General features: G+C 64.3%; 13 protein-coding genes. 10 read left to right on the top strand and 3 right to left on the bottom strand.

Annotation, left to right across the window (positions count from 1 at the left end; genetic code table 11):
- Positions 1-13: 13 nt before the first annotated feature.
- From rpsM to ACXAD2_RS09520, 8 genes are all read left to right on the top strand, one after another.
- Complete coding sequence (rpsM, locus tag ACXAD2_RS09555) at positions 14-382, top strand: 30S ribosomal protein S13 (protein ID WP_066104127.1); 369 nt, start codon at positions 14-16, stop codon at positions 380-382.
- A 13-nt stretch (positions 383-395) separates the two neighbouring features.
- On the top strand, positions 396-788 hold the full coding sequence (gene rpsK, locus ACXAD2_RS09550) for a 30S ribosomal protein S11 (RefSeq protein ID WP_066104130.1): 393 nt from the start codon (positions 396-398) through the stop codon (positions 786-788).
- A gap of 115 nt (positions 789-903) precedes the next feature.
- Positions 904-1,920: a DNA-directed RNA polymerase subunit alpha gene (locus tag ACXAD2_RS09545; RefSeq protein WP_066104134.1), complete on the top strand. Its 1,017-nt coding sequence runs from the start codon at positions 904-906 to the stop codon at positions 1,918-1,920.
- 117 nt (positions 1,921-2,037) lie between these two features.
- The gene (rplQ, locus tag ACXAD2_RS09540) at positions 2,038-2,463 is read left to right on the top strand and encodes a 50S ribosomal protein L17 (RefSeq protein ID WP_066104137.1); all 426 of its coding nucleotides are present in this window, start codon (positions 2,038-2,040) and stop codon (positions 2,461-2,463) included.
- 263 nt (positions 2,464-2,726) lie between these two features.
- Positions 2,727-3,854 (top strand): S-(hydroxymethyl)glutathione dehydrogenase/class III alcohol dehydrogenase, encoded by a 1,128-nt coding sequence (locus tag ACXAD2_RS09535; RefSeq protein ID WP_475169337.1) that lies wholly within the window; start codon positions 2,727-2,729, stop codon positions 3,852-3,854.
- Between the two features lie 122 nt (positions 3,855-3,976).
- Positions 3,977-4,744: an ion transporter gene (locus tag ACXAD2_RS09530; protein ID WP_475169335.1), complete on the top strand. Its 768-nt coding sequence runs from the start codon at positions 3,977-3,979 to the stop codon at positions 4,742-4,744.
- Entirely contained in the window at positions 4,744-5,247 is a 504-nt protein-coding gene (locus ACXAD2_RS09525; RefSeq protein WP_475169332.1) for an N-acetyltransferase family protein, read from the top strand. Before ACXAD2_RS09530 ends, ACXAD2_RS09525 begins: the two co-directional genes overlap by 1 nt.
- Positions 5,248-5,266: 19 nt before the next feature.
- Complete coding sequence (locus ACXAD2_RS09520) at positions 5,267-5,974, top strand: NYN domain-containing protein (RefSeq protein WP_066104148.1); 708 nt, start codon at positions 5,267-5,269, stop codon at positions 5,972-5,974.
- A 35-nt stretch (positions 5,975-6,009) separates the two neighbouring features.
- Here ACXAD2_RS09520 and ACXAD2_RS09515 read toward each other — a convergent pair whose 3' ends face one another.
- Positions 6,010-6,627, bottom strand: coding sequence for a TetR/AcrR family transcriptional regulator (locus ACXAD2_RS09515; protein ID WP_164182031.1), 618 nt, complete (start codon positions 6,625-6,627; stop codon positions 6,010-6,012).
- Between the two features lie 150 nt (positions 6,628-6,777).
- Between ACXAD2_RS09515 and mbfA the strand changes: the two genes are divergently transcribed.
- Both mbfA and polA read left to right on the top strand, forming a co-directional pair.
- A complete protein-coding gene (mbfA, locus tag ACXAD2_RS09510) occupies positions 6,778-7,752 on the top strand; it encodes an iron exporter MbfA (RefSeq protein ID WP_475169327.1) in 975 nt (324 codons plus the stop codon).
- Positions 7,753-7,996: 244 nt separating this feature from the next.
- The gene (gene polA / locus ACXAD2_RS09505) at positions 7,997-10,810 is read left to right on the top strand and encodes a DNA polymerase I (RefSeq protein WP_475169324.1); all 2,814 of its coding nucleotides are present in this window, start codon (positions 7,997-7,999) and stop codon (positions 10,808-10,810) included.
- 76 nt (positions 10,811-10,886) lie between these two features.
- Here polA and ACXAD2_RS09500 read toward each other — a convergent pair whose 3' ends face one another.
- On the bottom strand, positions 10,887-11,876 hold the full coding sequence (locus ACXAD2_RS09500; RefSeq protein ID WP_475169322.1) for an adenosine kinase: 990 nt from the start codon (positions 11,874-11,876) through the stop codon (positions 10,887-10,889).
- Positions 11,873-12,517 (bottom strand): endonuclease III, encoded by a 645-nt coding sequence (gene nth / locus ACXAD2_RS09495; protein WP_164182037.1) that lies wholly within the window; start codon positions 12,515-12,517, stop codon positions 11,873-11,875. Before nth ends, ACXAD2_RS09500 begins: the two co-directional genes overlap by 4 nt.
- Between the last annotated feature and the right edge of the window lie 124 nt (positions 12,518-12,641).

Genomic DNA, 12,641 nt, shown 5'->3' with positions numbered 1-12,641 from the left:
AAGGAATAGACACTTGGCACGTATTGCCGGCGTTAACATCCCGACCCATAAGCGGGTGCCGATCGCCCTGACTTACATCACCGGTATCGGCGACACCTCCGCCAAAGCCATCTGCGAAGCCGTGAACATCGACGCAACCCGTCGTGTGAACGAGCTGTCGGACGCTGAAGTTCTGGCGATCCGCGAGCACATCGACGCGAACTACACCGTCGAAGGTGACCTGCGTCGCGAAACGCAGATGAACATCAAGCGCCTGATGGACCTTGGCTGCTACCGTGGCCTGCGTCACCGTCGCAACCTCCCGGTCCGCGGTCAGCGGACTCACACCAACGCTCGCACGCGCAAGGGCCCCGCAAAGCCCATCGCAGGCAAGAAGAAATAAGGGAGGCTGACCAATGGCACGTGATACCCGTCGCGGAGGCAAGAAGAAGGTCTCCAAGAACATCGCCGCAGGCGTGGCGCATGTTAACTCGTCGTTCAACAACACCAAGATCCTGATCTCGGACGTGCAAGGCAATGCGATCTCCTGGTCGTCCGCCGGCACCATGGGCTTCAAGGGCTCGCGTAAGTCGACCCCCTATGCTGCTCAGCTCGCCGCCGAAGATGCAGGCCGCAAGGCTCAGGAACATGGTGTGAAGACGCTGGAAGTCGAAGTTCAGGGCCCCGGTTCGGGTCGTGAATCGGCTCTGCGCGCTCTGGCAGCTGCTGGCTTCAACATCACGTCGATCCGTGACGTGACGCCGATTGCACACAACGGCTGCCGCCCGCCGAAGCGTCGTCGCGTCTGATCGCATCAACTTATCGGGTGGGGCCCTGCCGTGAGTGCGGGGCCCTGCCTTCGTCATTTTAACCTCGGGCGTCTGCGCCTTTGGACATGGGGCGCGGACTGGAATGGAGGGACGCATGATCCACAAGAACTGGGCTGAACTTATCAAGCCGACCCAGCTGGAGGTTCGCCCCGGCGCCGATCCTACCCGCGTTGCGACCCTCGTCGCCGAGCCGCTCGAGCGTGGTTTCGGCCTGACCCTCGGCAACGCGCTGCGTCGGGTCCTGCTGTCGAGCCTTCAGGGCGCGGCAATCACCTCGGTGCAGATCGACAACGTGCTGCACGAGTTCTCGTCGGTCGCCGGTGTGCGGGAAGATGTCACCGACATCATCCTGAACCTAAAGGGTGTGGCTCTCCGCATGGAAGTCGAAGGCCCCAAGCGCCTGTCCCTGACCGCCAAAGGTCCGGGCGTGGTGACGGCTGCCGATATCGCGGAAACCGCTGGCATCGACGTGCTGAACAAGGATCACGTGATCTGCCACCTCGACGAGGGCGCGGATTTCTACGTGGAACTGACGGTCAACACCGGCAAGGGCTACGTTTCGGCTGACAAGAACAAGCCGGAAGACGCACCGATCGGCCTTATTCCGATCGACGCGATCTACTCGCCGGTCAAGAAAGTCGCCTACGACGTGCAGCCGACCCGCGAAGGTCAGGTTCTGGACTATGACAAGCTGACCATGAAGGTCGAGACCGATGGTTCGGTCACGCCCGAGGACGCGATCGCATTCGCCGCCCGCATCCTGCAGGACCAGCTGTCGATCTTCGTCAACTTCGAAGAGCCCGAATCCGCTGGCCGTCAGGACGACGACGATGGTCTCGAGTTCAACCCGCTCCTTCTCAAGAAGGTTGACGAGCTGGAACTGTCGGTGCGTTCGGCGAACTGCCTGAAGAACGACAACATCGTCTACATCGGCGATCTCATCCAGAAGACCGAAGCCGAGATGCTCCGCACCCCGAACTTCGGCCGCAAATCGCTGAACGAGATCAAAGAAGTGCTGTCGGGCATGGGTCTGCACCTTGGCATGGACGTCGAGGACTGGCCGCCGGACAACATCGAAGATCTGGCAAAGAAACTGGAAGACCAGTTCTGAGCCAACTGAGGGGCGGGGGAAACCCCGCCTTTCACACAAGGGCAATTCTGCCCCAAGGAGAGGGCCCCGCACGCATGGGGTCCCGGACAAAGCAAAACACGTATCTGGAGATAGAATATGCGTCACGCTAAAGGTTACCGCCGCCTGAACCGTACCCACGAGCACCGCAAGGCGCTGTGGGCAAACATGGCCGGCTCGCTCATCGAGCATGAGCAGATCAAAACCACTCTGCCCAAGGCGAAAGAACTGCGCCGCGTGGTGGAAAAGCTCATCACCCTCGGCAAGCGCGGCGACGTCCACGCCCGCCGTCAGGCTGCGTCGCAGCTCAAGCAGGACATGCACGTTGCGAAGCTCTTCGAAGTGCTTGGCCCGCGCTACGCCGAGCGTCAGGGCGGCTACGTTCGCATCCTGAAAGCTGGCTTCCGCTATGGTGACATGGCGCCGATGGCGATCATCGAGTTCGTCGACCGCGACGTCGCAGCCAAAGGCGCAGCCGACAAAGCGCGCCTCGAAGCCGAAGAGGCTCTGGCAGACGCCGAATAAGATATCCTCTCCATCGGAGAGACTGGGCCCTGCCGGAGACGGTGGGGCCCTTTTCTTTTGCGCCGCGCCTTTGGCGGAGGGTGGCGGTGAGTATTTTGGGGAAAGATGAAAGCGCAGACAGGGTGGCGGGCTGCGTATTTGTTGAACAATGAAAACCGGGCCGTGTCGTGAAAATTCTGCGAAAGGGCGCATAACTGCTTGCGGCAGAAGGAAAGCCGAAGCTAGGTGCGGACAACCGCATTCCCTTCAGGAAGGACAGAGACATGAGAACCCGTGCAGCCGTGGCGCTGGAAGCCGGCAAACCGCTCGAGATCATGGAGGTGGAGCTTGACGGCCCGAAGGCCGGAGAGGTGCTCGTGGAGATCAAGGCCACCGGTCTTTGCCACACCGATGAGTTCACCCGCTCGGGCGCCGACCCCGAGGGCATTTTTCCGGCCATCCTCGGCCATGAGGGCGCCGGTGTGGTGCTGGAAGTGGGCGAGGGCGTCACCACGCTGAAGCCCGGAGATCACGTCATTCCGCTTTATACCCCCGAGTGCCGCGAGTGCCCGTCGTGCCTGTCGGGCAAGACCAACCTCTGCACCGCGATCCGCAACACCCAAGGGCAGGGGCTGATGCCCGACGGCACCACGCGCTTCAAGATGCTCGATGGCACGCCGATCCATCACTACATGGGCTGCTCGACCTTCGCTAATCACACGGTGATGCCGGAGATCGCGCTGGCGAAAGTGCGCGACGACGCGCCCTTCGACAAGATCTGCTACATCGGCTGCGGCGTCACCACCGGCATCGGCGCGGTGATCAACACGGCGGGGGTCGAGATCGGCGCGACCGCGGCGGTCTTCGGGCTGGGCGGCATCGGGCTCAATGTGATCCAGGGCCTGCGCATGGCCGGGGCCGATATGATCATCGGCGTGGACCTCAACGACTCCAAGGCCGAGATGGCCCGCAAGTTCGGCATGACCCATTTCGTGAACCCGTCGAAGGTCGACAGCACGGTGCAGGCCATCGTGGATCTGACCAAGCGCGGCGCGGATCAGATCGGCGGCGTGGATTACAGCTTCGACGCGACGGGCAACGTCAAGGTCATGCGCGACGCGCTGGAGTGCTCGCACCGCGGCTGGGGCGTGTCGGTGATCATCGGCGTGGCACCGGCGGGGGCCGAGATCAGCACCCGCCCGTTCCAACTGGTCACCGGCCGGGTCTGGAAGGGCACGGCGTTTGGCGGCGCCAAGGGCCGCACCGATGTGCCGAAATTCGTCGACTGGTACATGGACGGGAAGATCGAGATCGACCCGATGATCACCCACAAGCTGACTCTCGACGAGATCAACCACGGCTTCGATCTCATGCATGAGGGCAAGTCGATCCGCGCGGTGGTCGAGTTCTGAGATCGGCGTGACCCCGCCGGGGCACAGCGCCCTTTGTGAAAATTTTCCCGGCAGGCGCTTGGCTTGCCGGGAGTCCCGCGCCACCCTATAGCTGCAATATTGCCGAACAGGGGATGGCCGAGATGAGCCTGCGCGACAAATTGAGGGACCTCTACGAGGGCGATAGCGATTTGGCGCACCGCTTTCGCTATGCGCTGTTGGCTTTCGACATCTTCACCGTCGTGTTTGTCATCGGCACCTCCTTCACCGATCACGGGCGGCTGGTGGAGACCATCGACGTGCTCTTCGGTGTGGTGATCCTCGCCGATTTCCTCGCGCGGCTGTGGATCGCGCCGCGTAAAACGCCTTTTCTGTTCAGCCCGGCGACGCTGGCCGATCTGGTTTCGCTGATCTCTTTCCTCGCGCCGCTGGCTGGGGAAGGGCTGGGCTTCCTGCGGGTGCTGCGCACACTGCGGCTCTTGCACACCTACCAGCTCAGCAAGCGGCTGCGCGAGGACTTCAGGTTCTTTCGCCAGAACGAGGACGTGCTGATCGCGGTGGTGAACCTGATGGTCTTCCTCTTTGTGATGACCGGGCTGGTTTACGCCCTGCAGTACCGCACCAATGACGACATCAACAATTACGCCGATGCGCTCTATTTCACCGTGACCACGCTCACCACCACCGGCTATGGCGACATCACGCTCGACGGCTCGTGGGGCCGGGTGATCTCCGTGGTGGTGATGATCTGTGGCGTCACCCTGTTTCTGCGGCTGGCGCAGGTGCTGTTCCGCCCGATCAAGGTGAAGAAGACCTGCGCCACCTGTGGGCTGCGCCTGCATGACGCCGATGCGATCCATTGCAAGCATTGCGGCGAGATCATCCATATCGAGACCGAGGGGCAGAGCTGATGAGCGAGACGATAGAGCTGCGCGCCTATGCGCCCGAAGATGCCGAGGGCCTGTGGCAGATGCTGGAGCCGGTGTTCCGCGCCGGCGACACCTATGCAATCGACCCCGACATCTCGCGCGAGGCGGCGATCGCCTATTGGACCGGGCCCGAGCGGCGGGTCTTCGTGGTGAGCGACGGGGCGCGGTTGCTGGGAACCTACTATATCGTGCGCAACCAGAAGGGCGGCGGCTCTCACGTGTGCAACTGCGGCTATGTCACCGCGGGTGAAGCGCGCGGCAAGGGGATCGCCCGCAGCATGTTGGCGCATTCGCTAAAGATCGCGCCGCAGCTTGGCTTCCGAGCCATGCAGTTCAATTTCGTGGTCTCGACCAACCGCCGCGCGGTCGAGACCTGGCAGAGGGCGGGCTTTGACATTGTCGGCCGCCTTCCCGGTGCCTTCCACCACCCCGCAGAGGGCGACGTGGATGCGCTGGTCATGTACAAGACGCTTGCGGGAAACTGAGCCCGCGAAGGAGATAAAGATGCGAGACGACACCCGCCTGCTGGCGGTTCTGATCGACGCCGACAATACGTCGCCGAAATACGCCAAGGCGATTTTTGACGAATTGGCCAGCCTCGGCGAGGCCAGCGTGCGCCGCTGCTACGGCGATTTTTCCAGCCAGCAGATGTCGGGCTGGTCCAAGGTGACCGCCGAGTTCGGCCTGGTGCCGCACCACCAGCCCGCCAATACCGTGGGCAAGAACGCCAGCGACATCGCGCTGGTCATCGACGCCATGGACCTCATGCATTCGGGCCGGTTCGACGGCTTCGTGCTGGTCAGTTCCGACAGCGATTTCACCCGGCTTGCCAGCCGCATCCGCGAGCAGGGGCTGGATGTCTATGGCATGGGGATGCAGAAAACGCCCGATGCCTTCCGCAAGGCCTGCAAGCGGTTCATCTTCCTCGAAAACCTCGACAGCGCGCCGGAAAAGGCGGCGGGGATCAAGCCGCAGAAGAGCGGCAGCCTCGAAGATGCGCGCAACCTTATCTTCACCGCCATGGATGCGATCGAGCAGGAAGACGATTGGTATACGCTCGGCCAACTGGGGCAGTTCATCACCGCCGCCAACCCCGATTTCGACACCCGCAGCTACGGCAAGCGCAAGCTGTCGGATCTGGTGGATGAGCTGAAAGTCTTTGAGACCAAGCGCGGGCCGGGCAACCAGATGCTGGTGCGGCGGCTCGACTGACCCCGCTGGTCAGGCGCCCCAGTCAGAAATCCGGGTCAGGCACCATAGCGGGCAAGGAAGGTGGCCACCGCGCCATCGGCCACCCGGGTGATCTCTGCCGGGCCGGGGCGCGCGGCCACGCCGAACACCGCGCGGATCCAGATACCGGCCTTGCACAGTTCGGTGAATTGATCGGCGGCCAGTTCGATATCCTCGACCTTCAGCTCGCCGCGGGCCCGCGCCGCCTCGAGATAGCCGGTGAGCTTGCGGTGCATGAACATCGGCCCGGTCTGATAGAACTGGCGGCCGAGATCAGGAAAGCGGTCGGCCTCGGCGATGCAGATGCGAAAGATCCGCTGCCCGGTGTCCGAAAGCACGAAATCAAGGAAGCTGCGCGCCACCAGCGGCAGCACCACCGCCGGCGGCTGGCCGGGATCGATGGTGGTCATGGCGCTTTCGGACTGCAGCGCGCATTGGCGGCTGGCCATCTCCATGAAGAGCAGGCGCTTGTCGGGGAAGTAACTGTAGAGCGTCGCTTTGGAGACCCCGGCGGCCTTGGCGATCTCATCGACATTGGCGCCTTCGAACCCATCGCGGAGAAAGATCGCCCGTGCCCCATCCAGCACTTGTTCGAACTTCCGCCCGCGGCGCACGCCAGCTGTCTCGGTCCTCATCGGGCTGCTCCTTTGTCCGGACAAGCATAAACCGCCCAGTTCAGTTCAAGCAAGCAAGATGCCGGAAGAAGGGACATTCTGCCGCCTTGCCACTGCGGTGAAATTCCCTAGATTAGAATTATTCTAAACTGGTACTCCCGGAGTCCTCCCATGCGTTTTTTCACCCAGCGGCGTCACTTCCGCGACCTGAGCGAGCAGGAAGTGCTCGCGCTGGCGATTTCCTCGGAGGAGGATGACGCCCGCATCTACCGCTCCTACGCCGAGATGCTGCGCGCCGACTATCCCGACACGGCGGCGATCTTCGACGGTATGGCCGAAGAGGAAGACGGCCACCGCCGGGCGCTGATCAACCTGCACCGCATGCGCTTTGGCGAAGTGATTCCGCTGATCCGGCGCGAGCATGTGGCGGGTTTCTACGCACGCCGCCCGGTCTGGCTGGTGCAGAATTTGCCGCTCGAGCGCATCCGCGACGAGGCCGAGGCGATGGAACGCGACGCCGAGCGGTTCTATGTGGAGGCCGCCAAGCGCAGCAGCGACGCCGCCACGCGCAAGCTGTTGGGGGATCTCGCGGCAGCGGAGGCAGGCCACGAGGAACGCGCGGGGGAACTGGCTGAGACACATCTCGATGGGGCGGCGCGCGAAAGCGAAGACCGCATGGCGCACCGCCAGTTCGTGCTGACATGGGTGCAGCCGGGGCTGGCGGGGCTGATGGACGGCTCTGTCTCGACGCTGGCGCCGATCTTTGCCACCGCCTTCGCCACGCAAGACACATGGACGACCTTCCTCGTGGGCCTCGCCGCTTCGGTCGGCGCGGGCATCTCCATGGGGTTCACCGAGGCCGCGTCGGACGATGGTGAGCTGTCGGGCCGTGGCTCGCCGCTGAAGCGCGGCATCGCCTCGGGGGTGATGACGACGCTGGGCGGTCTCGGCCATGCGCTGCCCTATCTGATCCCGCATTTCTGGACGGCGACGATCATCGCTTGGATCATCGTTTTCTGCGAGCTCTGGGCCATCGCTTGGATCCAGAAGCGCTATATGGAAACCCCGTTCCTACGCGCGGCGATGCAGGTGGTGCTCGGCGGCGGGCTGGTGCTGGCGGCAGGGGTGCTCATCGGCAGCGGCTGAGCGCTTGCCCAGGGGCGCGCCCTGCGGTGCCGCCGGGCCTGCCTCCGGCGGGGATATTTGGGTCTAGACGAAGCTGCGGGAACCTGGACCTGCTTCGTCTAGATCGAAATATCCCGGGGGAGGCCGCGGCAGCGGGCGGGGGCAGCGCCCCCCTGCAACCTGCGCATAGCCGTGATCGCCTCTGGCACCCTGCGCCTGCCCGTGGCAAACCGATGCAAACGCGCGAGGCCAAGGAGACGCCACCATGACCCAGTTCGGCAAGGGCTGCCATCTGCATCTGATCGACGGTTCGGCCTTCATTTTCCGGGCCTATCACGCGCTGCCGCCGCTCACCCGCAAGTCTGACGGGCTGCCCATCGGCGCGGTCAGCGGCTTTTGCAACATGCTGCAGAAATACGTCGAGGACAGCTCCGGCCCCGATGCGCCGACCCATGTGGCGGTGATCTTCGACAAGGGCAGCCACACCTTCCGCAACGATCTTTATGATCAGTACAAGGCCAACCGCGAGGCGATGCCAGAGGATCTGCGCCCGCAGATCCCGCTCACCCGCGACGCCACCATCGCCTTCAATATCGCCTGCAAGGAGCTTGAGGGCTATGAGGCCGACGACATCATCGCCACGCTTTCGTGTCAGGCGCGCGATGCGGGCGGGCGCGTGACCATCATCTCCTCGGACAAGGATCTGATGCAGCTGGTCGGCGATGGCGTCGAGATGCTGGACGCGATGAAGAACCGCCGCATCGACCGCGATGGGGTGATCGAGAAATTCGGCGTCGGCCCCGAGCGCGTAGTGGACGTACAGGCGCTGGCCGGGGATTCGGTCGACAACGTGCCGGGTGCACCGGGCATCGGCATCAAGACCGCGGCGCTGCTGATCAACGAATATGGCTCGCTCGAAGAGCTTCTGGACCGCGCCGAGGAGATCAAGCAGCCCAAGCGCCGCCAGACGCTGGTCGAGAACCGCGCGCAGATCGAACTGTCCAAAAAGCTGGTGCAACTCGATTGCGAGACGCCGCTGGATTTCACCCTCGACGATCTCGAGGTGCAGGATCCTGATCCCGAGAAGTTGCTGACCTTCCTCGCCGAGATGGAATTCAGCACGCTGACCAAGCGCATCGCAAACACCCTCGGGGCCGAGGCGCCGGTGATCACCGAGGCCAAGGCGCCCGCCGCCGACACGCCCGCCGCCGGTGACGCGCCCGAGATGCCGCCCATCGATCCTGCCGCCTACACATGGGTGAAAAGCGCCGCGGATCTTGCGCCGTGGATCGCGCAGGCCCGGCAGTGCGGCTGGGTCGCGGTGGACACCGAGACCACCGGCCTCAACGAGATGACCTGCGATCTGGTCGGCGTCTCGCTGGCCGTCGAGCCGGGGCAGGCCTGCTACATCCCGCTGGCGCATCGCGCGGCAGGCGGCGAGAGCGACCTTTTCGGCTCGGACGATCTGGCCGAGGGGCAGATGCCGATGAACGAGGCGCTGGACCTGCTGAAGCCGCTGCTCGAAGACCCGGCGGTGATGAAGATCGGCCAGAACATGAAATACGATGCCAAGGTGCTGTCGCGCTACGGTATCGGCGTCGCGCCGATCGACGACACCATGCTGATCTCTTACGCGCTGCACGCAGGTCTGCACGGCCACGGTATGGACACGCTGTCGGAGCGTTACCTCGGCCACACGCCGATCCCGATCAAGGAGCTCTTGGGCTCGGGCAAAAAGATGATCACCTTCGACCGGGTGCCGATCGAGGATGCGGTGAAATACGCCGCCGAAGACGCCGATATCACCCTGCGCCTGTGGAAGCTGCTGAAGCCGCGACTGCACCTCTCCCGCGTCACCCGCGTCTATGAAGGCACTGAGCGCCCGCTGGTGCCGGTGCTGGCGCAGATGGAGCTTGCCGGTGTGCAGGTGGACCGCGGCACGCTCTCGCGCATGTCCACCGCCTTCGCGCAGAAGATGGCCGGGCTTGAGGCCGAACTGCACGAACTGGCGGGGCACCCGTTCAACGTCAACTCCCCGGCGCAGGTGGGCGAGATCCTCTTTGCCGAGATGGGGCTCGAGGGCGGCAAGAAGACCAAGACCGGCGCATGGTCGACGCCCGCCGAGGTGCTGGAGGATCTCGCCACCGAGCATGACTTCGCCGCCCGCGTGCTGGACTACCGCCAGATGCAGAAGCTGAAGTCGACCTACACCGACGCGCTGCAGGAGCATATCAACGCCGAGACCGGCCGGGTGCACACCTCCTATTCCATCGCCGGGGCCAACACCGGGCGTCTCGCCTCGACCGAGCCGAACCTGCAGAACATCCCGGTGCGCTCGGAAGAGGGGCGGCGCATCCGCGAGGCCTTTGTCGCGCCCGAGGGCAAGGTGATCGTGGCGCTGGACTACAGCCAGATCGAGCTGCGCATCCTTGCGCATATGGCCGATATCGCCGCGCTCAAGCAGGCCTTCCGCGAGGGGCAGGACATTCACGCGATGACCGCGTCCGAGATGTTCGGCGTGCCGATGGACGAGATGACGCCGGAGATCCGCCGCCGCGCCAAGGCGATCAACTTCGGGGTGATCTACGGCATCTCGGGCTTCGGCCTTGCGCGCAACCTGCGCATCCCGCGCGGCGAGGCGCAGGCCTTCATCGACCGCTATTTCGAGCGCTTCCCGGGCATCAAGACCTACATGGATGACACCATTGCCTTCGCCAAGGAACACGACCGGGTCGAGACGCTGTTCGGACGGGTGATCCACACGCCCGAGATCAACGCCAAGGGCCCGCGCTCGGGCTTTGCGCGCCGCGCCGCGATCAACGCGCCAATCCAGGGCACGGCGGCGGACATCATCCGCCGCGCGATGATCCGCATGCCCGCCGCGATTGAGGGCCAGCCCGCCAAGATGCTGCTGCAGGTGCACGACGAGTTGATCTTCGAGGTCGAGGAGGGCGGCGTCGACACGCTCATCGCCACCGCGCGCGAGGTCATGGAGGGCGCCGCCGAGCCGGTGGTGAAGCTCGACGTGCCGCTGGTGGTCGACGCCGGGCAGGGGGCGAACTGGGCGGAGGCGCATTAAGCGCGCCAAGCTGTGCCGCAACGAAAAACGGCGTCCCCGCGGGGACGCCGTTCTCGTTTTCGGGGGATGGGCCGCCTCAGAGCAGACCGGCCTCGCGGAAAAGCTCGGGAAGGCTGGCCTCGGGGCGCGGGCCCATGTGGCTGATCACCTCGGTCGCCGCGACGGTGCCCATGCGGCCCGCGGTCGCCATGTCGGTGCCGGTGGCGAGCCCATAAAGGAACCCCGCGGCGAACTGGTCGCCCGCGCCGGTGGCATCGACGGGGACGATCTTGGTCACCGGCACATCGGTGCGCTCGCCATCGCGCATGATCGTCACCCCATCGCCCGAGCGGGTGCAGATCACCAGCGGGCAGATCGCCGCGACACGGGCCAGATCGGCCTCCAGCGAGCCGTCCTGATAGAGCGAGCGGATCTCGGCCTCATTGCCGATCACATAGTCCATCTCGTGCTCGATCAGCTGCAGGAAGTCCTCGCGGTGACGCTCGACGCAGAACGGATCGGAAATGGCGATCCCGGCCTTGCCGCCCGCCGCGCGGCAGGCGCGGGCGAGGCGGATGAAGGCCTCCTTGCCCTTGTCCTTGTCGAAGAGATAGCCCTCGAGAAAGACGATCTCGGCCTCGGCGGCCACCGCTTCGTCCACATCATCCGGGCCCAGCTCGGCCGAGATGCCAAGGTAGGTGTTCATCGAGCGCTCGCCGTCCGGGGACACGAAGATCATCGAGCGCGAGGTCGGCAGCTCACCGCCGGGCACCGGCGGGTTGACGAAGGCGGTGCCGTCCTTCTCCATCGCCTCGGCATAGAAACGCCCCAGCGCGTCGTCATGCACCCGGCCGATGAAGGCGGTGCGCAGCCCGAGGTTGCCGAGGCCCGCAAGCGTGTTGGCCACCGAGCCACCCGGCGCCTGCACCCGGCCCTCCATGGCGCTATAAAGCAGCTCGGCGCGCTCGCGCTCGACCAGCTGCATGATGCCCTTGGTGATGCCCATATGCTCGAGGAACGAGTCATCGGCCCGGGTCAGCACGTCGACGATGGCGTTGCCGATGCCGACAACCTGATACTTCTTCATAGGGTTTTTTCCTCGAACTGGCAGAGGTCGCGGATCAGGCAGGCCCCGCATTTGGGCTTGCGCGCGACGCAGGTGTAGCGCCCGTGCAGGATCATCCAGTGATGCGCATGCTGCTGGAAATCCACCGGGATATTGTCTTCGATGGCGCGCTCGACGGCGACGACATCCTTGCCGGGGCAGACCCCCGAACGGTTGCCGAAGCGGAAGATATGCGTGTCCACCGCCTGCGCCGGATAGTGCCACCACATGTTCAGCACCACATTGGCAGTCTTGCGCCCGACGCCGGGCAGGCTTTCCAGCGCGGCGCGCGAACAGGGCACCTCGCCGCCGTAGTCCTCGACGAGGATTTTCGACAGCTTGATGACGTTCTTGGCCTTGTTGCGGTAAAGGCCGATGGTCTTGATGTGCTGAATGACGCCCTCTTCGCCGAGCGCGAGCATCTTCTCGGGCGTGTCGGCGATCTTGAACAGCTCATGCGTCGCGCGGTTCACCCCCGCGTCGGTCGCCTGCGCCGAAAGCGCCACCGCCACCACCAGCGTGTAAGCGTTAACGTGGTCGAGCTCCCCTTTCGGCTCCGGTTCGGAGGCGTGGAAGCGGGTGAAGATCTCGCGGATCGTGTGATAATCGAGCTGCTTGGCCATGATCTCTGCTATGCAACGCCGGGCCCATTCCCGCAAGTCCACCTTCTTCTCTTTGATAAATACGCAAATCCCGCCCGCGCCGCTTGCGCAACATTCGGGTCGCGCGCGAGGCCGGTTTCCCGCT

This window comes from Salipiger sp. ABN3_019, from assembly GCF_056158605.1.
The sequence above is the reverse complement of the archived record's forward strand: the minus strand, read 5'-3'. Positions and strand labels throughout refer to the sequence as shown.